Source organism: Haemophilus sp. 27098_8_127 (genome assembly GCF_041433495.1).
GTDB lineage: Bacteria > Pseudomonadota > Gammaproteobacteria > Enterobacterales > Pasteurellaceae > Haemophilus_D.
The window spans coordinates 439,237-460,859 of the sequence record NZ_JAPWBP010000001.1; the positions used below are offsets into that span (position 1 = coordinate 439,237).

The following is a 21,623-nucleotide window of genomic DNA, read 5'->3' on the forward strand; positions in this document are numbered from 1 at the left end:
GCTTATTTTTTCCCGAAAACTCTCACATTCGTAAAACCATTTTCTTTTAAATAAAGCGCTTGCAGTTTACTCATCACGCCTCGTTCACAGTAAAGCACATAGTTTTTACTTTGATCTAATGAGCCGAATTGTGAAGATAATTTATAAAACGGCAACTGCATCACTTGATGCTCATCTGATTCAAATGGATTTTCATCTGTCTCTTCAGGGCTACGAATATCTAAAATAATATCATTTTCACCAAGCACTGAAATGGTATCTACTTCCACCACTTCTTTCTCAGTTTCTTCTGCAATTTGACGAATATCTAAATATTGTGCATTTTCAACCGCACTTTCTAGCACACCAAAATCAAAGTGATTTTCTTCTTCAAGAATTTTTTCACGTACCGCTTTAATCGTTGGATTTTTAGAAATCACCCCACAGAATTCCGGCATTGATTTAGCAATATCATCGGTACCGATCTCTTTCGCCATCGCGATAATCTGTTCTTTATCATGGGTAATAAGTGGACGTAATACTAAAGCATCAGATGCTTCATCAATTAAACGTAAATTGGTTAAAGTTTGGCTAGATACTTGCCCGAGTGCTTCGCCGGTAACAATGGCTTGAATATCAAAACGTTGTGCAACTTTACTTGCAGCGCGAACCATCATTCGTTTTAACACGACGCCCATTTGGCCGTTATCGACTTTCTCTAAAATCTCGCCCACTACGCCTTCAAAAGGAATGGCAATAAAACGGACTTTATGGGATGAACTATAACGACTCCAAATATGGTAAGCCATTTGTTTCACGCCAATTTCATGGGCTGCACCACCTAAATTGAAGAAACAATAATGCACACGAGAACCACGGCGAATAAGCATATAACTGGATACGCCTGAGTCAAAGCCCCCTGAAATCAATGAAAGTACATCTTCTTGTGTCCCAATTGGATAACCACCAAGGCCAACATGACGAGCTCTCACCAGCATCATTTTGTCATCTTCAATATCAATGCGAACAGTTACATCAGGATTTTTTAAACGTACTTTTGCACTTTCAATATGCTGATTTAAACCGCCACCGATATAACGTTCTGCTTCAATGGAACTAAAATCATGTTTCCCTTTACGTTTTACACGCACGCAAAAGGTTTTGTTTTCAAGTTGAGAAGCTACATCCGCTAATGTCAATTCAAAGATATGATGTAAATCAGTAAACGGTTTTTCTTCCACTTCTAAAAAATGATGAAGACCCGGAATGCGTTGTAAAAGCGCAATTAATTCTTCACGGTTTGCTTCATTTTTTGACCGCACTTCGATGTAATCCCAATGACGAACAACCGCTGTTTCTTCATCATATTTCTGTAAAATATTACGGATATTTGAGGTCAAAATTTTCGCGAAACGCTTACGCACGGTTTCGCTTTTAATCATAATTTCAGGAAAAAGTTTAACGATAAATTTCATAATAATCTGTGAATAATAAAAAATGGCCGTATTGTACGCTAAATTCTAGATCCCACAAAGTTCAAATTCTCACGAAAAACTGACCGCACTTTGAAATAAGTTTTTAACATCCCTATAAAAATCAAGTACAATACGGAGCAATTTATTCATCTGAAAAGGATAATTTAATGGCGCGTAAACAAGCAAATGCTGAACCTGATTTTGAAACAACACTTGCACAATTAGAAACAATTGTGACAAAACTTGAAAGCGGTGAATTACCATTGGAAGATGCGCTGAAAGAATTTGAGAACGGCATTAAATTGGCTCAACTTGGTCAAGAACGCTTACAACAAGCAGAACAACGTATTCAAATTTTGTTACAAAAAAGCGAAACCGCCCCATTAAGTGATTATCAAGGGGACGAGTAATCCATGAGTTATCAATTCGGCACTGAACTCAAACAAGTTCAAGATCGTATTAATCAGTTTTTAGCCAATCAATTTGAAGAAATTGACTCTTATAATGCCCCTTTGCGTGATGCCATGAAATATGGCTTATTACTAGGCGGCAAACGCGTTCGCCCTTTCCTTGTCTATGCAACGGGTAAAATGCTGGGTGCAGAAACAACAGCTTTAGATTACGCGGCAGCAACCATTGAAGCTATTCATGCTTATTCTTTAATCCATGATGATTTGCCTGCCATGGACAACGATGAACTTCGTCGTGGTCAACCAACTTGTCATATCGCTTTTGATGAAGCCACGGCCATTTTAGCCGGCGATGCATTACAAGCTTTTGCCTTTGAAATTCTTACGCAAGCCCCTTCTCTTTCTGCAGAACAAAAGTTGCAATTAGTGAAAGTCTTAGCTCAAGCATCTGGCGTACAAGGCATGTGTTTAGGACAAAGTTTAGATTTAATTTCTGAGCATAAACAAGTTAATTTAGACGAATTAGAGCTTATTCATCGTAATAAAACTGGTGCATTGCTAACGGCCGCATTAAAAATGGGTTTTATCTGTTCGCCTCACTTTGAAAACAAAGAATTAGAGCAACAACTAGAACGTTATTCACAAGCTATTGGTTTAGCTTTCCAAGTGCAAGATGACATTTTAGATATTGAAGGCGACAGTGCGGAAATCGGTAAACCGGTGGGATCTGATTTAGATTTAGATAAAAGTACTTATCCAAAGCTGTTAGGATTAGAGGGCGCGAAACAAAAAGCACAAGAACTCTATCAAACCGCCTTACATGAATTAGACAATTTACCTTTTGATGCTACTGCATTGCGTGCATTAGCTGAATTTATTGTCAATCGTAAAAGTTAATGGTGACAACACTGACTTTGATTTTTCAAAGTGCGGTCACTTTTTTCACATTTTAGGACTAACGAATATATGAACAACTATCCTCTTTTATCCTTAATTAATTCGCCGGAAGATTTGCGTCTTTTAAATAAAGATCAGCTTCCGCAACTTTGTCAGGAGTTACGGAGTTATCTGTTGGAATCCGTTAGTCAAACCAGTGGTCATTTAGCGTCTGGTCTTGGTACCGTTGAATTGACGGTTGCACTACATTACATTTTCAAAACCCCTTTTGATCAATTAATTTGGGATGTGGGCCATCAAGCTTACCCACACAAAATTTTGACGGGGCGTCGTGATCAAATGTCCACCATTCGCCAAAAAGGCGGTATTCATCCTTTCCCTTGGCGTGAAGAAAGTGAGTTTGATGTATTAAGTGTTGGACACTCTTCCACTTCAATCAGTGCAGGACTAGGTATTGCTGTTGCAGCAGAACGTGAAAATGCGGGTCGTAAAACCGTTTGTGTGATTGGTGACGGTGCTATCACTGCGGGGATGGCATTTGAAGCCTTAAACCATGCGGGTTCTTTGCATACTGATATGTTGGTCATTTTAAATGACAATGAAATGTCTATTTCTGAAAATGTCGGCGCATTAAATAATCACCTCGCCCGTATTTTCTCTGGTTCATTATATTCAACCGTTCGTGATGGCAGTAAGAAAATTTTAGATAAAGTGCCAACTGTTAAAAACTTTATGAAGAAAACTGAAGAGCACATGAAAGGTGTGATGTTCTCTCCAGAAAGTACGCTTTTTGAAGAGCTCGGTTTTAACTATATTGGACCAATTGATGGGCATAATATTGATGAATTAATTGCCACCTTAAGCAATATGCGCGATCTCAAAGGGCCGCAATTCTTACACATCAAAACTAAAAAAGGAAAAGGTTACGAGCCTGCAGAAAAAGACCCGATTGGTTTCCATGGCGTACCAAAATTTGACCCAACAAGCGGCCAACTTCCTAAATCAAATGCTAAACCGACCTATTCAAAAATCTTTGGTGATTGGTTATGTGAAATGGCGGAACAAGACGATAAATTAGTCGGTATTACACCTGCAATGCGTGAAGGTTCTGGCATGGTAGAATTTTCAGAACGATTCCCGCAACAATATTTTGATGTTGCCATCGCTGAACAACATGCTGTCACTTTCGCGGCGGGCCTTGCAATTGGTGGTTATAAACCTGTTGTAGCCATTTATTCTACCTTCTTACAACGTGCTTATGATCAGCTTATTCATGATGTCGCCATTCAAAACTTACCTGTTCTCTTTGCCATCGATCGTGCTGGTATCGTAGGTGCTGATGGTCAAACTCACCAAGGTGCTTTTGATTTAAGCTTTATGCGCTGTATTCCGAATATGATCATTATGACCCCAAGTGATGAAAATGAATGCCGCCAAATGCTTTATACCGGTTATAAATGTGGTAAACCTGCTGCGGTACGTTATCCGCGTGGAAATGCAATCGGCGTAGAATTAACTCCACTTGCTGAATTAGAAATTGGTCGTTCAAAAATGGTTCGTCAAGGTGAAAAAATCGCGATTCTGAATTTTGGTACACTCTTACCAGCTGCTTTATCTGTGGCAGAAAAACTCAATGCGACTGTTGTCGATATGCGCTTTGTGAAACCAATTGATGAAGCTCGTATTCTAGAAGTGGCAAATACCCATGATGTCATTGTGACATTAGAAGAAAATGCAATTCAAGGTGGTGCAGGTTCTGCTGTTTCAGAAGTGCTAAATTCTCATGGAAAAACAACCGCACTTTTACAACTAGGTTTACCTGATATCTTTATTCCGCAAGGTACACAACAAGAAGCGCTTGCTGAAATTAAATTAGATGAAAAAGGGATTGAAGAGCAAATTATTGCCTTTATAAAGGGCTAAATTCGTTCATTTTGGTTTAATTTTGATATTTTTAAATATTTTTTCAAAAATATCGAACTATTTCAAAAACACACAGTCTGATACATTGCTAGTGCACTGCATATTGCAGTTATCTTTTTGAAGTTTCTTATAATTAAGACCTCCCCGCTATTCAAGTTTTGAGTAGCGGTTTTTTCTTTTTTGGAGGTAATAAAAAAGGACGCTTTTCAGCGTCCTAATTTTTGAATCTAAACTTTAAAAAATTAAAGTGCAGATTTTGCTTTTTCAACTAATGCAGCGAACGCCACTTTGTCGAATACAGCGATATCAGCAAGGATCTTACGGTCGATTTCAACAGACGCTTTTTTCAAGCCGTTGATGAATTTGCTGTAAGATAAACCATTTTGACGAGCCGCAGCGTTGATACGTGCAATCCATAATTGACGGAATTGACGTTTACGTTGACGACGGTCACGATATGCGTATTGACCAGCTTTGATCACCGCTTGGAAAGCAACGCGATACACGCGTGAACGTGCACCATAATAACCTTTAGCAGCCTTAAGAACTTTCTTATGGCGTGCTCTTGCAATAACACCACGTTTTACACGAGCCATTATTTAATCTCCTATGTAATATTTTTAACTAATTTAACTAATCGTACGTTTTGCTTAAATAACGGCTTATGCGTATGGTAAGCAAGCTACTACTAAAACTTGGTCTGCTTTCGCAACCATTGATTTATGACGTAAATGACGTTTACGTTTAGTTGTCTTTTTAGTCAAAATATGACGTAAGTGAGATTGTTTACGTTTGAAACCGCCAGAAGCTGTTTTTTTGAAACGCTTAGCAGCACCACGTACTGTTTTAATTTTAGGCATTGTTAAAATAACTCCGCATTTTAAGTTAAACACATAATTAGGCGAATCCGAAGATTACTTGTAGGCACTAATTATTCCAATATGGCAAATTGAATTGCCCTTCTCCAAAAGCAATTAGGCTGCGTAGTTTGCCCAATATGCAGTTGTATTCTCACCGAAGTGAAAATTCGATTATCTAGATTAGATCTAAATAAAAAATTATTTTTTCTTAGGTGCTAACACCATTACTGCTTGGCGACCTTCTAATTTACCCGGTGCAGATTCCACAACAGAAATATCAGCTAAGTCATTTTTAACGCGTTCTAACACGTCTAAACCGATATCTTGGTGAGCCATTTCACGACCACGGAAACGTACAGTAATTTTCGCTTTATCGCCATCTTCTAAGAAACGGATTAAGCTACGTAATTTAACTTGATAGTCACCTTCGTCAGTACCTGGACGGAATTTAATTTCCTTCACTTGTACAACTTTTTGTTTTTTCTTCTGCTCTTTTGCAGTTTTACTCTTTTCATAGAGGAACTTGCCGTAGTTCATAATACGACAAACCGGTGGTTCGGCATTCGGACTGATCTCAACTAAATCAAGTGCTGCTTGTTCTGCCATATCTAAGGCCTGTTGAATTGATACAATCCCCGCTTGTTCACCATCTTGGTCAATCAAACGAACTTCTTTTACTCGAATTTCATCGTTAATGCGATTCGGGCGGTTAGCTGCCGGAGCTTTTTTTACGGTTTTAATAATGTTATTCCTTCTATTTATTTAAGATAAAACCCACTGCATTCAAACAGAAGATTTCTTCAATCATTTGCTATAAAAACAAGCAAAAAACGGGCAAAATTTTATAGTATTTGCCACGTTTATGCAACAAGGATTTCTATTCCTTTAAATATCAGTAGTTAAAGCACTTATTTCTGCAGAAATACTTTCACCAAATTGAAGTAAGTTCTCTAATCTTGCGGTTTCAATACACACCATATTTCTATATCCATCTGCTTTCATTGCACTTGGCGTTTTTTCCCAAGGATTCCATAGCACAATTGAATCTGCATGATGATGGGTAATTTGAATATGTCGATTAAATGCCTTATCCACTAAGAATGTTTTATCTTCCTCTAATGTATAAATACAATCCACACCTTGTTCTATTCTGCGTGTTGAAGGAACGTCTGTATGTTTACCTTGTAATGAGTCATAGCAACGACTTGGTAAATTTTGGACTTCAATTTGTGAAATATCACTAATATTAAAATAACTGTGTAATGCCGCTTGAGCTGGTTCTTGCCCTAAATGCGTTAAAGTCATTGTGCATTTATCGGTAAATTCCATTTTCATTTTGGCTTCAATCACACCATATTCAGAAAAGAGCGAAAATTCTAACCGCACTTTATTCGCTTGCAGATCATAATCACTTAATTGCCACAAACATAAACGCGCTGTACCGTGTGAAGGTTGTTTAACGCCTCCAAACCAAGGGTAACAAATCGGCACACCGCCGCGAATTGCCACACCTTGTGTGAAAGGTTCAATCTCACTTAACCAAAAAATATCCTGCTCAGCCCCTTTAGGTTGCCAATTTAATAGCTGCGCCCCTTGTAATGCAATTCGAGCCGTTCCTACTGGATGATTTAAGATTAAAACAGGAATTTCATTGATATGTTCTAACGTTAATTCTGGTGTTAATTGTTGAATTTGATCTGTCATATTCGCCTCCTTGTGATAAAGCTATTATATAGAAGAAAGAGATACTTGAGTTTATTTTTATACCGTGAATATAAAAAAAACCGCACATCAAAGTGCGGTCATTTTTAATTAAGATTTTAAAGAGTCAATTACTCTTCACCCAACAATTTCAACTCACGTTGTCTTACTTGGGATTTCAAGATTTCAGCAAATTCTTCAATCGTGAAAGTACCTAAATCTGCACCTTTACGGGTACGTACAGCCACTTTGCCTTCAGCGATTTCTTTATCACCGCAAACGAGCATATAAGGCACGCGACGTAAGGTATGTTCGCGGATCTTGAAGCCGACTTTCTCATTACGTAAATCTGCTTTAACACGTAATCCAGCATCAGAAAGTTGTTTCACTACTTTTTGCACGTAATCCGCTTGGCTATCTGTAATGTTCATCACAATCGCTTGAACTGGTGCTAACCATGCAGGGAAGAAACCCGCATACTCTTCAGTAATGATACCGATGAAACGCTCAATTGAACCTAAAATCGCACGGTGAATCATAACCGGTGTGCGACGATCATTGTCTTCTGCAACATAAGACGCATTTAGACGACCAGGTAATGCAAAGTCTAATTGGATAGTACCGCATTGCCATTCACGATCTAAACAGTCGCGTAATGCAAACTCAATTTTCGGCCCATAGAATGCACCTTCACCTTCTTGAATTTCATATTCAAGACCGTTATGCGCTAATGCTGCTGCTAGACCCGCTTCTGCACGATCCCACATATCATCTGCACCGATACGTTTTTCAGGACGAGTGGATAATTTCACCTGAATATTTTGGAAACCGAACGTGCTGTAAATGTCGTAAACCATTTTAATACAGCTGGTTACTTCACTTTCAATTTGGTCTTCAGTACAGAAAATGTGTGCATCATCTTGAGTGAAGCCACGTACACGCATTAAACCGTGTAAAGAACCTGATGGTTCGTTACGGTGACAAGAACCAAATTCTGCCATACGGATTGGTAAATCACGGTAAGATTTTAAACCTTGGTTAAAGATTTGAACGTGTCCTGGGCAATTCATTGGTTTAATCGCATATTCACGGTTTTCTGATTGTGTAGTAAACATCAAATCGCCGTAGTTTTGCCAGTGACCTGTTTTTTCCCATAACACACGATCCATCATGAACGGACCTTTCACTTCTTGATAATCGTATTCTTTTAATTTAGTACGTACGAAGGTTTCCAATTCACGGAAAATTGTCCAACCATCGTTATGCCAGAACACCATACCCGGTGCTTCTTCTTGCATATGGTATAAATCTAACGCTTTACCGATTTTACGGTGGTCACGTTTTGCCGCTTCTTCTAAGCGAGTTAAGTATTCCGCTAATTGTTTTTTATCTGCCCAAGCCGTACCGTAGATACGTTGTAACATTTTATTTTTGCTATCACCACGCCAGTACGCACCAGCAACCTTCATTAATTTGAAGTGTTGGCAGAAACGCATATTTGGCACATGTGGCCCACGACACATATCAATATATTCTTCATGATGATAAAGCGCAGGCGTTGCGGTACGTTCGATATTTTCATCTAAGATAGCCATTTTGTATGGCTCGCCGCGTTTTTCAAAAGTATCTCTTGCTTCTTGCCAGCTTACCGGAGTTTTGATGACGTCATAATTGGTTTTCGCCAATTCAAGCATACGTTTTTCGATAGCATCAATGTCTTCTTGCGTTAAAGAACGGTCTAAATCCACGTCATAATAGAAGCCATTTTCAATCGTTGGACCGATTGCCATTTTGACATCTGGAAATAATTGTTTGATTGCGTGACCAAGCAAGTGTGCGCAAGAGTGACGAATAATTTCTAAACCGTCTTCATCTTTTGCCGTAATAATTTCAAGGTTGGCATCTTCATTGATGATGTCACAGGCATCACGACGTTCACCGTTTACACGGCCCGCGATAGTTGCTTTGGCAAGACCGGCTCCGATATCTTGAGCCACTTCTAACACCGAAACTGGACGATCAAATTCACGTTTAGAACCGTCCGGTAAAGTAATAATAGGCATAATTTTTCCTTATACAGTGGTCGCCCATACGAAAGGCAACATGCAAATAATGATTAAAAACAAACCGCACTTTCATTCACTCCCACTATCGAGCAAACCAAGTGCGGCGGAGAATTTTAGCACTTTCCACCACACTTGTTAATATCTCGCTGAATTCTTTCCAATGAGTAAATAATGATTTTCCTGATAGCTACTTTATCTATTCAAAATTTCCGATAAAATGACCGCACTTTTGATAGACACAAATTAAAGGAAACTCTATGAACGTATTAGTATTAAAATCCAGCATCCTTGCAGATAACTCTCAAAGCAATAAATTAGCCGATTACACCATTGAAAAATTAAAAGGTCACAACATTGTGGTACGTGATTTAGCGGCGCAACCCCTTCCCCATTTTGATGCAACAGCGGCAACTGCAGTACGTGGCGAACCTAAAACAGCAGAAGAAAATGCTCTTTTAGCCTTATCTGATGAGTTAGTAGCTGAATTAAAAGCAGCAGATATTATTGTAATTGGTGCGCCAATGTATAACTTAGGTATCCCAACACAACTTAAATCTTATTTTGATTTTATTGCACGCCCTCGTGTAACTTTCCAATACACTGCAAATGGCCCTGAGGGTTTACTTCAAGGTAAAAAAGCGATTGTGTTAGCAAGCTTTGGTGGCATGTATGATGAAAACAATAACGTGACAAATTACTTAAAAGCCATTTTAGGTTTTGTTGGTATTACCGATGTTCAGTTTGCTTATGCAAAAGGTATCGGATTAGGTGCTGAAGCGATTGAAAAAGCACAACGTTCAGCAAGAAATAAAATTGATGAGATTGTTGCATCTCTCTAATTACTAAAATCCCCAGATAAGCCATTTTGAGATATGCCTCAAAATGGCTTTTTTCTAATCAACTTTCTCTATTTTTAATATCTTTGGTTAAAAATTAAAAAAATATTGTAAAATTACGCCAATTTTTTGATTATTTTCTTGACTTACGCATCATGTACTAGTTTAATAGTGCAAAAGTTCAGAATAAAGGATTCATTATGAAAAACATCCCATTTATTGCGGTGACCTCTCAACCGGTTCCCTACCATGCCGACACCACCGCAATTTTTAATACATTATGCCAACAGAACTCAAATTCTCTCCTCCTCGACTCTGCAGAAATTGGTAGTAAAAATAGCTTACAGAGCCTTATTCTAATTAATGCTGCCGTTAAAATTACTTGTTTAGGCAATCAGGTGACCTTTAGAGCATTGAATGCGAACGGAAAACAAGTGTTAAACGAAATTCATCCTGTATTAAGCCAACTTGGTACCGTAAGTGTGGTTAATTTTGAGAATGAATTTTCTGTACAATTCGCGCCGCTCGACAATCAATTAGATGAAGACAGCAAATTACAAGCTGCAACCATTTTTGATGGACTTCGTGTAATTTCTAACCATTATCAACATAGCAGCACACCAGTCTTTTTAGGTGGTTTATTTGCTTATGATTTGGTGGCAAATTTTATTCCAATGCAAGGTGTTGAATTAAAAGATGATGGCATTAACTGCCCAGATTACAGTTTCTATCTCGCAGAAAACTTAATCACCATCGATCACCAAAGCCAACAAGCTACATTAAAAAGCTTCTGTTTTAGCCAAGAAGAGCAAGTGGAAGTCGCGAAAACCGCACTTTCTATTGCACAAAAATTAAGAAATATTGATGGCGTACTTTCCATTAAAGCAGCAAGTGATGAGGTCAACACCAACTTTGAAGATCCTGAATTTATCGGCATTGTCAAAGCATTAAAACATCATATTAATATTGGTGATGTGTTCCAAATTGTGCCATCTCGCCGTTTTTCATTAGCTTGCCCGAATACCCTTGCGAGCTATGCACAATTAAAACATAACAATCCAAGCCCTTATATGTTCTACATGAACGATGAGGATTTCATTTTATTCGGTGCATCACCAGAAAGTGCGTTGAAATATGCACCAGATAATCGTCAATTAGAAATTTACCCAATTGCAGGTTCTCGCCCACGTGGTTTTGATGCCCATGGCAATATTGACCCTGAATTGGATGCGCGTTTGGAATTAGAACTACGTCTTGATCATAAAGAGCAAGCCGAACATTTAATGTTGGTAGATTTAGCACGTAATGACATTGCTCGCGTGTGCCAAAGCGGTACACGTAAAGTCGCTGAATTAATGCAAGTAGATCGCTATTCGCACATCATGCATTTGGTTTCTCGCGTAGTGGGTAAACTTCGTCCTGAACTTGATGCCTTACACGCTTATCAAGCTTGTATGAATATGGGGACGTTAACTGGTGCGCCAAAAATCAAAGCCATGCAGTTAATCTATCAATTTGAACAGCAAAAACGTCATAGCTATGGTGGTGCGGTCGGTTATCTCACCTCTGACGGCCGTTTTGATACCTGTATCGTGATTCGTTCTGCCTTTGTACAAAATGGCATTGCCCATATTCAAGCAGGTTGTGGTGAAGTATTAGATTCAGATCCTCAAATGGAAGCGGATGAAACTCGCCATAAAGCGGCTGCGGTGCTTAAAGCAATCAAACAAATCAATACCCAAGCAAAATAAGGACGATAAATTATGGCTAATATTCTCTTTTTAGATAATTTCGATTCATTCACGTATAACTTAGTGGATCAATTCCGTGTGCTTGGGCATAACGTAAAAATTTATCGTAATGACACCAATTTAGAACAAGTGGTACAAGAAGCATTAAATACACCCGATACAATTCTTGCGCTCTCTCCAGGACCAGGTACTCCGGCTGAAGCGGGTATCTTACTCCCGCTCATTGAACGTTTAAAAAATGATGTGCCAATTATCGGGATTTGCTTGGGCCATCAAGCGCTTATTCAAGCCTTTGGTGGAGAGGTTGTACATGCAGGCGAAGTATTACATGGTAAAGTATCGCGCATTCAACACGATAACCAAGCCATGTTTAAAGACATTGCCAACCCAATGCCAGTGGCACGTTATCACTCTTTAATGGGTAAAAATCTGCCTGACGAATTTATTGTTAATGCAGATTACAATGGTATTGTGATGGCGATTCGTCATAAAACCTTGCCAATTTGTGCTTTCCAATTCCACCCAGAAAGCATCCTTACTGTGCAAGGTTCGAAATTATTACAACAATCTGTGGAATGGTTATTAAACAGAGATTAAGGAAGAAAAAAATGATTACCGTATATGGATTAAAAGAAACCCTTACCCCTCGTCGTAAAGCTATTGCTAAGGCCATTTATGACAGCCTTAATTTAGGCTTGGATATTCCGCATGGCAAGCATACAATTCGATTCGAGTGTTTGGATAAAGAAGATTTTTTCTATCCAGAAGATCGTAGCGAAAACTATATCGCAATCGAAATTAATCTTATGCAGGGACGTTTAGAAGGAACTAAAAAACGTTTGATCAAAATGCTATTTAGCGAATTGGAATACAAAATAGGTATTAAATCCTATGATGTGGAAATCACCATTAAGGAACAACCGGCTCATTGTTGGGGCTTCCGAGGTATGACTGGTGATGAAGCTCGAGACTTAGTCTATGATCTTAACGTATAAGGAAGATTGATTATGCAAACGGCTCAATTATTAGAACAACTTTACAACGGAAAAACACTTAACAAAGAAGAAAGTGCGGTCATTTTTAATGCCATTATGCAAGGCGAACTCAATAATGAACAAATTGCTGCCATGCTGATTGCGTTAAAAGTACGTGGTGCCACTATTGATGAGTTAAGTGGTGCGGTATCGGCATCTTTACAAAATGCCAAATCATTCCCTCGTCCTGACTACCCTTTTGTGGATATTGTGGGTACTGGTGGTGATGGTCAAAACACAATTAATATTTCTACTGCGAGTGCTATTGTTGCAGCCTCTATGGGTGCCAAAGTAGCAAAACACGGTAACCGCAGTGTATCAAGCAAATCAGGTGCCAGTGATGTATTAACTGCACTAGGTGTGAATGTCAACGTCACGCCTGAACAAGCTCGTCAAGCACTTGATGATATTGGCGTATGCTTCTTATTTGCGCAACAATATCACAGTGGGTTTAAGCATGTAGCCCCTGTTCGAGCGGCATTAAAAACACGTACGCTTTTTAATATTTTAGGTCCATTAATTAACCCTGCTCGACCAACTTATCATTTGCTTGGCGTATATGCCCCTGAATTAGTGAAAACCTATGCAGAAACGGCTGTTGCATTAGGCCATCAACATACTTTTGTTGTGCATGGTGCAGGTCTTGATGAAGTCGCGGTACACGGCGAAACCCAAGTGGCTGAAATTAAAAACGGTAAAATTGACTACTTCACCTTAACGCCTGAAGATTTTGGTTTAAAAACACAATCTTTAGAAAGTTTACGTGGTGGCGAACCGCAAGAAAATGCCCAATATCTGACCGCACTTTTACAAGGTAAAGGTAAAACTGAACACGCTAATGCGGTAGCGGCGAATGTGGCATTATTGTTGAAATTATTTGGTCATGATGACTTAAAACAAAATGTTCAAAATGTATTGGCTCATCTTGTATCAGGCAAAGCGTTTGATACATTACAACATTTAACAAAATATTAAGATAAAGGCTGATTTGATAAGCCACAATAAGAAGAAAGATTATGATCACGCAAGATTTCACTAAACCCATTGACTCTGCTACGGTACTGCAAAAAATCGTCTTAGACAAAGCGCAATGGGTTAAAGCAAAGGAAGCTGAATTTCCGCTTTCACAATTTAAAGAAAACATTCAAAAATCTGACCGCTCTTTTTATGATGCGTTGACTAAAGGCACCCATCAAAAGCCTGCTTATATTTTGGAATGTAAGAAAGCTTCCCCTTCTAAAGGATTAATTCGTGATGAATTTAATTTAGACGAAATCGCCAATGTGTATAAACATTATGCGTCGGCTGTTTCTGTGCTAACGGATGAGAAATACTTCCAAGGTAAATTTGATTATTTGCCGCAAGTACGTGACGTTGTCTCACAACCTGTATTGTGCAAAGATTTTATGATCAGCGAATATCAGGTGTATCTTGCGCGCTACTATCAAGCTGATGCTATTTTATTGATGCTTTCAGTGGTGAATGATGAAACCTATCGCATACTGGCTGATCTGGCACATTCTCTTGGCATGGGCGTATTGACGGAAACCAGCAACGAAGAAGAGTTTGAGCGAGCCCTTGCATTAGGTGCAAAAATTATCGGCGTCAACAATCGTAATCTTCACGATCTCACTGTTGATTTAAACCGCGTGGTAGAACTCACACAAAAATATGCCGATCGTATCCCCTCTGATGCACGTATTATCAGCGAATCAGGGATTTATAATCACAGTCAAATTCGTGATTTGCAAAAAGTGGCACATGGCTTTTTAATCGGCAGTAGCCTAATGGGCAGCGCAGATTTAAATAATGCTGTGCGTGAAGTGATTTTTGGAGAAAATAAAGTATGCGGTTTAACTCGCACGCAAGATGTCAAAGAGGTTTACGCAAATGGAGCATTATACGGCGGCTTAATTTTCGTCGAACATTCAAAACGCTGTGTGAGCCTACGTCAAGCTCAAGAATTAGTGACAGCATCACCACTTCGCTTTGTGGGCGTGTTCCAGAATCAAGAAATTGATTTTATTGTGAAAATTGCTAAACAATTGCAGCTTTATGCGATTCAGCTACACGGTTCAGAAACTGCTGAATTTATTACCGCACTTCATCACCAACTGCCTGAGGAAACTCAAATTTGGAAAGTCATTTCGGTGAATACTGAGGCACAAAGTGCGGTTGATTTTACTGATGATTTAAATATCGCTCGCTATATTTTTGATAGCCAATCCGCTAATCAACAAGGTGGCACAGGAAAAACCTTTAATTGGTCACTCATTCCTGAAAACTTGAAACACAAAATTATTTTGGCGGGTGGCATTTCATCTGACAATATTGAACAAGCCATTAAGCAAGGTTGCCTAGGGGTTGATCTCAATTCTGGTGTAGAAACTGCCGCTGGCGTGAAAGATAGCGAAAAAGTGCGGTCAGTTTTTAAGACGATTTTGTCAAATTAATCTGATTGCTAAGGGGAAGTATTATGCAAAGAACAGCGTTAGTAACTGGCGCAACTGCCGGATTTGGTGCGGCAATTTGTCGCACACTCATTGAAAATGGCTATCGTGTAATTGGCACGGGACGCCGTGTAGCTCGTTTGGAACAATTACAACAAGAATTAGGTGATAACTTCCATTTTCTTGCCTTTGATATTTCAGATCGCCAAGCAACAGAAGATGCGTTCCATTCTCTTCCCGCTAGTTGGCAATCCATTGATTTATTGGTGAATAATGCAGGATTAGCATTAGGCTTAGAAAGTGCCGATAAAGCGAGTTTAGACGATTGGATGCAAATGATTGATACCAATATTAAAGGACTCGTCACTATCACACGTCTTGTGTTACCACAAATGGTAGAACGTAATTCAGGCCATATTATTAATTTAGGCTCAATTGCAGGTACTTATCCTTATCCAGGTGGCAATATATACGGTGGTACTAAAGCTTTTATCAAACAATTTAGTTTAAATCTTCGAGCTGATCTTGCAGGCACACAAATTCGCGTGACCAATGTAGAGCCTGGTCTTTGTGGTGGAACTGAATTTTCGAATGTCCGTTTTAAAGGTGATAATGCCCGAGCAGAAAAACTCTATGAAAATGTGGAATATGTCAGTCCACAAGATATTGCTAATATTGTTTTATGGCTCAATCAACAACCTGAACATGTCAATATTAATCGCATTGAAGTGATGCCTACTGCACAAACCTTTGCACCACTTAATGTCGCAAGAATTCAAAAATAACAAGGAAATATTATGTCAGAAACCCTTTTAAATCCTTATTTCGGTGAATTTGGCGGAATGTATGTACCGGAAATTCTCGTACCAGTACTACAACAGCTAGAAAAAGCCTTTGTTGAAGCAAAAGACGATCCGGAATTCCAACGTGAATTTCAAGATTTACTTAAAAATTATGCAGGCAGACCTACCGCCCTTACCCTTTGCCGTAATTTAACCAAAGGGACAAAAGCAAAAATTTATTTAAAACGTGAAGATTTACTTCACGGTGGTGCCCATAAAACCAACCAAGTGTTAGGTCAAATTTTATTAGCAAAACGCATGGGGAAAACGCGCATTATCGCCGAAACCGGTGCCGGCCAACATGGCGTAGCAACAGCTCTTGCTTGTGCAATGTTAGATATGCCTTGTCGTGTTTATATGGGTGCAAAAGACGTAGAACGTCAATCACCAAACGTCTTCCGTATGCGTTTGATGGGCGCAGAGGTGATTCCTGTACAAAAAGGTTCTTGCTCATTGAAAGATGCATGTTGTGAAGCCATGCGTGATTGGTCAGCCAACTATGAAAACACCCATTATTTATTGGGTACAGCTGCAGGCCCTCATCCATTCCCAACCATTGTACGTGAATTCCAAAAAATGATTGGTGAAGAAACTAAACGTCAAATTTTAGAAAAAGAAGGCCGTTTACCGGATGCTGTCATCGCGGCAGTTGGTGGTGGTTCGAATGCAATTGGTATGTTTACTGATTTTATTGATGAAAAAGGAGTACGCTTGATTGGTGTAGAACCTGCAGGTCATGGCATCGAAAGTGGTGAACATGGTGCACCATTAGGCCATGCAAAAGTGGGCATTTATTTCGGTATGAAATCACCTTTAATGCAAACGGAAGATGGTCAAGTAGAAGAATCCTACTCTATTTCTGCTGGATTAGACTTCCCTTCTGTAGGGCCTCAACATGCTTATTTGCAAAGTATTGGTCGTGCAGAATACCCAAGTATCACTGATGATGAAGCATTAAATGCTTTCCAAACGTTAGCAAAACATGAAGGGATTATTCCTGCATTGGAAAGCTCCCACGCATTAGCGCATGCGCTAAAAATGATTCATCAAGAACCGAATAAAGAACAAATTTTAGTGGTGAATCTCTCTGGTCGTGGTGATAAAGATATTTTCACCGTTGATAAAGTTTTAAAAGAAAAAGGAATGCAATAATGAGCCGCTTTGAAACTAAATTTGCAGAACTTGCAGCGAAAAAAGAAGGGGCTTTTGTACCTTTCGTTACATTATGCGATCCAACATTTGATCGCTCTTTTGAGATTATTTGCACTTTAGTCGAAAATGGCGCAGATGCTTTGGAATTAGGCTTTCCATTTTCTGATCCGCTATTAGACGGTCCTGTTATTCAAGCTGCCAATAACCGAGCCCTTAATGCGGGTCATAGCACTGAGGATAGCTTTAAATTACTCGCTAAAGTGCGGTCAAAATATCCAGAAATTCCGATTAGTTTACTCCTTTGTGCAAATTTAATTTTTGCGAAAGGCTTAGATAATTTCTATCAACGTTGTGCAGAAGTCGGCGTAGATGCGGTTTTAGTGGCAGATATTCCACTATTAGCAAAAGAAGACTATGTTCAAGCTGCTAAAAAGCATGGCATTCAACCTGTCTTTATTTGCCCACCAAATGCGGATGCCAAAACCGTACAAGGTGTTGCTGAAAACAGCGAAGGCTATACCTATTTAGTTTCTCGTGCGGGTGTAACAAGTGCAGAGAATCAAGCTCATGCCGCAAACTTAGATACACTTGTAGAACAACTTAAAGCCCACAAGGCGCCACCAATTCTACAAGGTTTTGGTATTGCTCAACCAGCTCAAGTGAAAGAAGCCCTTCAACTAGGTGCAGCGGGAGCTATTTCAGGCTCTGCAACGGTAAAAATCATCGAGCGAAATTTAGATAATCAAGCTCAATGCTTAACTGAACTCTCTGAGTTTGTTCGTGATATGAAAGCTGCAACCAAATAATAAATAAAAAAGTGCGGTTAATTTTAACCGCACTTTTGTTTTTCTTTTATTAATCCACAATTCGTAAATGAGATGCTGATTTCTGTGGTTTCTTTTCAGTCTTTGGCTTATCTACCGCTTCTGCAAAGCTTAATGGCTGTTCTGATGTTGGCTCACGATTTAGCTCATCGTAAATGTCCTCTGGCTCAAACATCACGCCATCACCATTTTCACGAGCATAAATGGCTAAAGCTGCGCCCATCGGAATGTATAACTCACGAGCCACACCTTGGAAACGTGCATTAAACTGAATAAAATCATTGGTTAATTGCAAATTCCCAGTTGCTCCCGCAGAAAGATTTAAGACGATTTGCCCATCTTTCACGTATTCCGCAGGCACATTGGTACCATAATAATTAGCATCCACCACCAAATATGGAGTGAAATCGTTATCCACTAGCCAATCATAATAGGCTCTTAGTAAATAAGGGCGTTTTGGAGATGGTGTGTGGGTCATTATTTATCATCCATTAAATTTTTAGGTGCTGCTTCACCTACTGATTGTAAGAATGAATCACGGCTAAATACACGATCCATATAGCCTTTGATTGCTTTGCTTCCTGTGCCACTGAATTCCACGCCCATATTACGTAGTTTCCATAATAATGGTGCAACGTAGCAATCGACTAAGCCAAACTCTTCACTCATAAAATAAGGGGTTTGTTGGAAGATAACCGATACCGCTAACAATTCTTCTTTAAGCTGTTTTAATGCTTCTTCACGTTCAACTTCCGTGCCTTTTTCAGCAATTTCTAATGTTGGGTACCAATCTTGTTCGATACGTAACATTAAAAGACGGCTTTTCGCACGAGAAACCGGATAAACTGGCATAAGTGGAGGATGTGGAAAACGCTCATCAAGATATTCCATAATAATGCGTGAGCTGAATAACACTAAATCACGATCTACCAAGGTTGGTAATGTGCCGTAAGGATTTAATTCCATTAAATCTTCTGATAATGCTTGCAGATCAACTTCTTCGTTTTCGTAAGCAACACCTTTTTCAGCTAAAACAATTTTTACCTGATGGCAGTAAATGTCATTTTTATTTGAAAAAAGAGTCATTACTGAACGTTTACTTGATGCATTGGACATTTATTCCTCCGAAGATCCAAACTAACTTATATACTTCTACTAAAAATGGGCGGTTATTTTAACATAACCGACAGGTAAATTGCTAACAATTTCTTATTTTTCCTTTAAAATCAATTAATTATAAGCAATCAATGAAAAATCAAAGAACGGGAATTTTTCATTAATTTGTTTTTTACAGACATAAAAAAAGCAGAGATTTCTCTCTGCTTTCTTGAAACGATAATAAAAAATTAACGTTTGGAGTATTGTGGACGACGACGCGCTTTGTGTAAACCAACTTTTTTACGTTCAACGCGACGTGCGTCACGAGTAACGAAGCCAGCTGCACGAAGAGCAGGACGTAAAGTCTCATCATATTCCATCAATGCACGAGTGATACCGTGACGGATTGCACCCGCTTGACCAGAAATACCACCACCTTTAACAGTGATGTATAGGTCTAATTTATCAGTTAATTCCACTAATTCTAACGGTTGACGTACGATCATACGAGCTGTTTCGCGACCGAAATATACGTCTAATTCACGTTGGTTGATAGTGATTTTACCACTGCCCGGTTTGATAAATACACGAGCTGAAGAGCTTTTGCGGCGACCAGTGCCGTAGTTTTGATTCTCTGCCATTTCCTAAACCTCGTGATTAAATGTCTAATACTTGTGGTTGTTGTGCTGCGTGTTGGTGTTCTGCACCTGCATACACTTTTAATTTACGGAACATTGCACGGCCTAATGGACCTTTTGGCAACATACCTTTAACCGCAATTTCAATCACCGCTTCAGGACGGCGAGCGATCATTTCTTTGAAAGTCGCTTGTTTAATACCACCTACATAGCCAGTGTGCCAGTAGTAAAGTTTATCTGTTTCTTTACGACCAGTTACTGCCACTTTGTCTGCGTTGATAACGATGATGTAATCACCAGTATCTACGTGTGGAGTGTACTCAGCCTTGTGTTTACCACGAAGACGGCGTGCTAATTCAGTAGCTAAACGACCTAAAGTTTTACCTGTCGCATCTACCACATACCAGTCACGTTTTACTGTTTCCGGTTTTGCTACAAAAGTTTTCATTAATTAATTACCAAAATATAAGTTTGATACCCAGTGTTCCATATTGTTTGAAACACAACCATTAATCTTAATCTCCACCCCTTCGAGTGTGATCTCGATAAAATAATGCACGGTGGGAATCCGTGCATTTACAGGGTCGGCGTATTATACCTATTTTTAGAAAAAATGCTAACTTTTTGTGCAAATAAATTGATTTTCTTTTAAAATACAACGCGTAATAAATAATCATTAATTTCATTCATCATTTTGATGAAATCATTGAAATTGACGCATATTAGTTCTTATCTTATGATAAGCACATTCTAATAAAAAATGTAAGAAGGCATGCTATGAGCTACGCAAACGAAATTAACACATTAAATCAACATCTTGCTGATACTAACAAAAAAATCAATGTCTCCTTTGAATTCTTTCCGCCTAAAAATGAAAAAATGGAAAGCATGCTTTGGGATTCCATTCATCGCTTAAAAGTATTAAATCCTAAATTTGTTTCCGTCACCTATGGCGCCAACTCAGGCGAACGTGATCGTACACATAGCATCGTGAAAGCTATTAAAGCAGAAACTGGCATAGAAGCTGCACCACATTTAACGGGTATTGATGCTACACCTGAAGAATTAAAAGAAATTGCAAAAGATTATTGGGATAGCGGTATTCGTCGCATTGTGGCTTTACGCGGTGATGAGCCAAAAGGTTATGCGAAAAAACCTTTCTATGCGGCTGATTTAGTTGAACTACTCCGCTCCGTAGCTGATTTTGATATTTCCGTTGCAGCATACCCTGAGGTTCACCCTGAAGCAAAATCAGCACAAGCCGATTTAATCAATTTGAAACGTAAAATTGATGCAGGCGCTAATCATGTCATTACTCAATTCTTCTTTGATATTGATAGTTATCTTCGCTTCCGTGACCGCTGTGCATCCATTGGTATTGAGGCTGAAATTGTTCCGGGTATTCTACCTGTCACTAATTTCAAACAACTTCAAAAAATGGCATCATTTACGAATGTAAAAATTCCAGCATGGTTGGCTAAAGCATATGAAGGATTAGATGATGATCCAACTACTCGTAATCTCGTCGCGGCGAGTGTGGCAATGGATATGGTAAAAATCCTTTCTCGTGAAGGCGTAAATGACTTCCACTTCTACACATTAAATCGTAGTGAACTCACTTATGCGATTTGCCATACATTAGGCATTCGCCCTACAACAAATCCATAAAGAAAAAGTGCGGTTAAAG

At 39.0% G+C, this 21,623-nt stretch carries 23 protein-coding genes; 13 read left to right on the forward strand and 10 right to left on the reverse strand.

Translation table 11 applies throughout. From position 1 onward, the window contains the following. Positions 1-2 precede the first annotated feature (2 nt). On the reverse strand, positions 3-1,454 hold the full coding sequence (thiI, locus tag O3746_RS02040) for a tRNA uracil 4-sulfurtransferase ThiI (RefSeq protein WP_371447683.1): 1,452 nt from the start codon (positions 1,452-1,454) through the stop codon (positions 3-5). 167 nt (positions 1,455-1,621) lie between these two features. Between thiI and xseB the strand changes: the two genes are divergently transcribed. The 3 genes from xseB to dxs all read left to right on the forward strand — a co-directional run bounded on the left by xseB (position 1,622) and on the right by dxs (position 4,684). Continuing rightward, the gene (gene xseB / locus O3746_RS02045) at positions 1,622-1,864 is read left to right on the forward strand and encodes an exodeoxyribonuclease VII small subunit (RefSeq protein WP_126471313.1); all 243 of its coding nucleotides are present in this window, start codon (positions 1,622-1,624) and stop codon (positions 1,862-1,864) included. A 3-nt stretch (positions 1,865-1,867) separates the two neighbouring features. After that, entirely contained in the window at positions 1,868-2,761 is an 894-nt protein-coding gene (gene ispA / locus O3746_RS02050) for a (2E,6E)-farnesyl diphosphate synthase (RefSeq protein ID WP_371447684.1), read from the forward strand. Positions 2,762-2,830: 69 nt separating this feature from the next. Further along, the gene (gene dxs / locus O3746_RS02055) at positions 2,831-4,684 is read left to right on the forward strand and encodes a 1-deoxy-D-xylulose-5-phosphate synthase (protein WP_288533721.1); all 1,854 of its coding nucleotides are present in this window, start codon (positions 2,831-2,833) and stop codon (positions 4,682-4,684) included. A gap of 242 nt (positions 4,685-4,926) precedes the next feature. Here dxs and rplT read toward each other — a convergent pair whose 3' ends face one another. From rplT to thrS, 5 genes are all read right to left on the reverse strand, one after another. Beyond that, positions 4,927-5,280 (reverse strand): 50S ribosomal protein L20, encoded by a 354-nt coding sequence (gene rplT, locus O3746_RS02060; RefSeq protein ID WP_005596075.1) that lies wholly within the window; start codon positions 5,278-5,280, stop codon positions 4,927-4,929. A 66-nt stretch (positions 5,281-5,346) separates the two neighbouring features. Continuing rightward, positions 5,347-5,544: a 50S ribosomal protein L35 gene (gene rpmI, locus O3746_RS02065; protein ID WP_005596065.1), complete on the reverse strand. Its 198-nt coding sequence runs from the start codon at positions 5,542-5,544 to the stop codon at positions 5,347-5,349. Between the two features lie 198 nt (positions 5,545-5,742). After that, the gene (infC, locus tag O3746_RS02070; RefSeq protein ID WP_080351268.1) at positions 5,743-6,285 is read right to left on the reverse strand and encodes a translation initiation factor IF-3; all 543 of its coding nucleotides are present in this window, start codon (positions 6,283-6,285) and stop codon (positions 5,743-5,745) included. A 144-nt stretch (positions 6,286-6,429) separates the two neighbouring features. Then, positions 6,430-7,248 carry a D-hexose-6-phosphate mutarotase gene (locus O3746_RS02075; protein ID WP_371447685.1) on the reverse strand — a complete coding sequence of 273 codons (819 nt, stop codon included), beginning with the start codon at positions 7,246-7,248 and terminating at the stop codon, positions 6,430-6,432. 128 nt (positions 7,249-7,376) lie between these two features. After that, complete coding sequence (gene thrS / locus O3746_RS02080; protein WP_049373418.1) at positions 7,377-9,308, reverse strand: threonine--tRNA ligase; 1,932 nt, start codon at positions 9,306-9,308, stop codon at positions 7,377-7,379. Positions 9,309-9,568: 260 nt separating this feature from the next. Between thrS and O3746_RS02085 the strand changes: the two genes are divergently transcribed. The 9 genes from O3746_RS02085 to trpA all read left to right on the forward strand — a co-directional run bounded on the left by O3746_RS02085 (position 9,569) and on the right by trpA (position 18,182). Further along, complete coding sequence (locus tag O3746_RS02085; RefSeq protein ID WP_288506497.1) at positions 9,569-10,150, forward strand: FMN-dependent NADH-azoreductase; 582 nt, start codon at positions 9,569-9,571, stop codon at positions 10,148-10,150. Between the two features lie 197 nt (positions 10,151-10,347). Continuing rightward, entirely contained in the window at positions 10,348-11,898 is a 1,551-nt protein-coding gene (gene trpE / locus O3746_RS02090) for an anthranilate synthase component I (RefSeq protein ID WP_371447686.1), read from the forward strand. A gap of 12 nt (positions 11,899-11,910) precedes the next feature. Continuing rightward, positions 11,911-12,495 carry an aminodeoxychorismate/anthranilate synthase component II gene (locus O3746_RS02095; protein ID WP_005697516.1) on the forward strand — a complete coding sequence of 195 codons (585 nt, stop codon included), beginning with the start codon at positions 11,911-11,913 and terminating at the stop codon, positions 12,493-12,495. Positions 12,496-12,506: 11 nt separating this feature from the next. Then, a complete protein-coding gene (locus tag O3746_RS02100; protein WP_049380813.1) occupies positions 12,507-12,893 on the forward strand; it encodes a tautomerase family protein in 387 nt (128 codons plus the stop codon). Positions 12,894-12,905: 12 nt separating this feature from the next. Then, positions 12,906-13,907 (forward strand): anthranilate phosphoribosyltransferase, encoded by a 1,002-nt coding sequence (trpD, locus tag O3746_RS02105; protein WP_102704393.1) that lies wholly within the window; start codon positions 12,906-12,908, stop codon positions 13,905-13,907. A 41-nt stretch (positions 13,908-13,948) separates the two neighbouring features. Beyond that, positions 13,949-15,385 carry a bifunctional indole-3-glycerol-phosphate synthase TrpC/phosphoribosylanthranilate isomerase TrpF gene (trpCF, locus tag O3746_RS02110; RefSeq protein ID WP_371447687.1) on the forward strand — a complete coding sequence of 479 codons (1,437 nt, stop codon included), beginning with the start codon at positions 13,949-13,951 and terminating at the stop codon, positions 15,383-15,385. Positions 15,386-15,408: 23 nt separating this feature from the next. Then, positions 15,409-16,167: an SDR family oxidoreductase gene (locus tag O3746_RS02115; RefSeq protein WP_371447688.1), complete on the forward strand. Its 759-nt coding sequence runs from the start codon at positions 15,409-15,411 to the stop codon at positions 16,165-16,167. A 12-nt stretch (positions 16,168-16,179) separates the two neighbouring features. After that, positions 16,180-17,376: a tryptophan synthase subunit beta gene (trpB, locus tag O3746_RS02120; protein WP_197559386.1), complete on the forward strand. Its 1,197-nt coding sequence runs from the start codon at positions 16,180-16,182 to the stop codon at positions 17,374-17,376. Next, on the forward strand, positions 17,376-18,182 hold the full coding sequence (gene trpA, locus O3746_RS02125; protein WP_197559385.1) for a tryptophan synthase subunit alpha: 807 nt from the start codon (positions 17,376-17,378) through the stop codon (positions 18,180-18,182). Before trpB ends, trpA begins: the two co-directional genes overlap by 1 nt. 49 nt (positions 18,183-18,231) lie before the next feature. Here trpA and O3746_RS02130 read toward each other — a convergent pair whose 3' ends face one another. The 4 genes from O3746_RS02130 to rplM form a co-directional block, all read right to left on the reverse strand. After that, positions 18,232-18,678 carry a ClpXP protease specificity-enhancing factor gene (locus O3746_RS02130; RefSeq protein WP_197559384.1) on the reverse strand — a complete coding sequence of 149 codons (447 nt, stop codon included), beginning with the start codon at positions 18,676-18,678 and terminating at the stop codon, positions 18,232-18,234. Next, on the reverse strand, positions 18,678-19,316 hold the full coding sequence (sspA, locus tag O3746_RS02135) for a stringent starvation protein SspA (RefSeq protein ID WP_005696172.1): 639 nt from the start codon (positions 19,314-19,316) through the stop codon (positions 18,678-18,680). The genes O3746_RS02130 and sspA overlap by 1 nt, the downstream gene beginning before the upstream one ends. Before the next feature lie 230 nt (positions 19,317-19,546). Further along, on the reverse strand, positions 19,547-19,939 hold the full coding sequence (gene rpsI / locus O3746_RS02140; protein ID WP_005696173.1) for a 30S ribosomal protein S9: 393 nt from the start codon (positions 19,937-19,939) through the stop codon (positions 19,547-19,549). 16 nt (positions 19,940-19,955) lie between these two features. Further along, positions 19,956-20,384: a 50S ribosomal protein L13 gene (gene rplM / locus O3746_RS02145; protein ID WP_005628896.1), complete on the reverse strand. Its 429-nt coding sequence runs from the start codon at positions 20,382-20,384 to the stop codon at positions 19,956-19,958. 329 nt (positions 20,385-20,713) lie between these two features. On the opposite strand from rplM, the gene metF reads away from it, so the two are divergent. Continuing rightward, complete coding sequence (gene metF, locus O3746_RS02150; RefSeq protein ID WP_005697527.1) at positions 20,714-21,604, forward strand: methylenetetrahydrofolate reductase; 891 nt, start codon at positions 20,714-20,716, stop codon at positions 21,602-21,604. Positions 21,605-21,623 lie beyond the last annotated feature (19 nt).

Excerpts from the sequence above, each read along its gene's own strand:
- O3746_RS02115 (WP_371447688.1), top strand. The coding sequence starts at position 15,409 with ATGCAAAGAACAGCGTTAGTAACTGGCGCAACTGCCGGATTTGGTGCG.
- O3746_RS02095 (WP_005697516.1), top strand. The coding sequence starts at position 11,911 with ATGGCTAATATTCTCTTTTTAGATAATTTCGATTCATTCACGTATAAC.
- O3746_RS02075 (WP_371447685.1), bottom strand. The coding sequence starts at position 7,248 with ATGACAGATCAAATTCAACAATTAACACCAGAATTAACGTTAGAACAT.
- O3746_RS02085 (WP_288506497.1), top strand. The coding sequence starts at position 9,569 with ATGAACGTATTAGTATTAAAATCCAGCATCCTTGCAGATAACTCTCAA.
- trpB (WP_197559386.1), top strand. The coding sequence starts at position 16,180 with ATGTCAGAAACCCTTTTAAATCCTTATTTCGGTGAATTTGGCGGAATG.
- O3746_RS02130 (WP_197559384.1), bottom strand. The coding sequence starts at position 18,678 with ATGACCCACACACCATCTCCAAAACGCCCTTATTTACTAAGAGCCTAT.
- xseB (WP_126471313.1), top strand. The coding sequence starts at position 1,622 with ATGGCGCGTAAACAAGCAAATGCTGAACCTGATTTTGAAACAACACTT.
- thrS (WP_049373418.1), bottom strand. The coding sequence starts at position 9,308 with ATGCCTATTATTACTTTACCGGACGGTTCTAAACGTGAATTTGATCGT.
- sspA (WP_005696172.1), bottom strand. The coding sequence starts at position 19,316 with ATGTCCAATGCATCAAGTAAACGTTCAGTAATGACTCTTTTTTCAAAT.
- rplT (WP_005596075.1), bottom strand. The coding sequence starts at position 5,280 with ATGGCTCGTGTAAAACGTGGTGTTATTGCAAGAGCACGCCATAAGAAA.
- trpCF (WP_371447687.1), top strand. The coding sequence starts at position 13,949 with ATGATCACGCAAGATTTCACTAAACCCATTGACTCTGCTACGGTACTG.
- dxs (WP_288533721.1), top strand. The coding sequence starts at position 2,831 with ATGAACAACTATCCTCTTTTATCCTTAATTAATTCGCCGGAAGATTTG.
- trpD (WP_102704393.1), top strand. The coding sequence starts at position 12,906 with ATGCAAACGGCTCAATTATTAGAACAACTTTACAACGGAAAAACACTT.
- trpA (WP_197559385.1), top strand. The coding sequence starts at position 17,376 with ATGAGCCGCTTTGAAACTAAATTTGCAGAACTTGCAGCGAAAAAAGAA.
- O3746_RS02100 (WP_049380813.1), top strand. The coding sequence starts at position 12,507 with ATGATTACCGTATATGGATTAAAAGAAACCCTTACCCCTCGTCGTAAA.
- trpE (WP_371447686.1), top strand. The coding sequence starts at position 10,348 with ATGAAAAACATCCCATTTATTGCGGTGACCTCTCAACCGGTTCCCTAC.
- rpsI (WP_005696173.1), bottom strand. The coding sequence starts at position 19,939 with ATGGCAGAGAATCAAAACTACGGCACTGGTCGCCGCAAAAGCTCTTCA.
- thiI (WP_371447683.1), bottom strand. The coding sequence starts at position 1,454 with ATGAAATTTATCGTTAAACTTTTTCCTGAAATTATGATTAAAAGCGAA.
- metF (WP_005697527.1), top strand. The coding sequence starts at position 20,714 with ATGAGCTACGCAAACGAAATTAACACATTAAATCAACATCTTGCTGAT.
- rpmI (WP_005596065.1), bottom strand. The coding sequence starts at position 5,544 with ATGCCTAAAATTAAAACAGTACGTGGTGCTGCTAAGCGTTTCAAAAAA.
- rplM (WP_005628896.1), bottom strand. The coding sequence starts at position 20,384 with ATGAAAACTTTTGTAGCAAAACCGGAAACAGTAAAACGTGACTGGTAT.
- ispA (WP_371447684.1), top strand. The coding sequence starts at position 1,868 with ATGAGTTATCAATTCGGCACTGAACTCAAACAAGTTCAAGATCGTATT.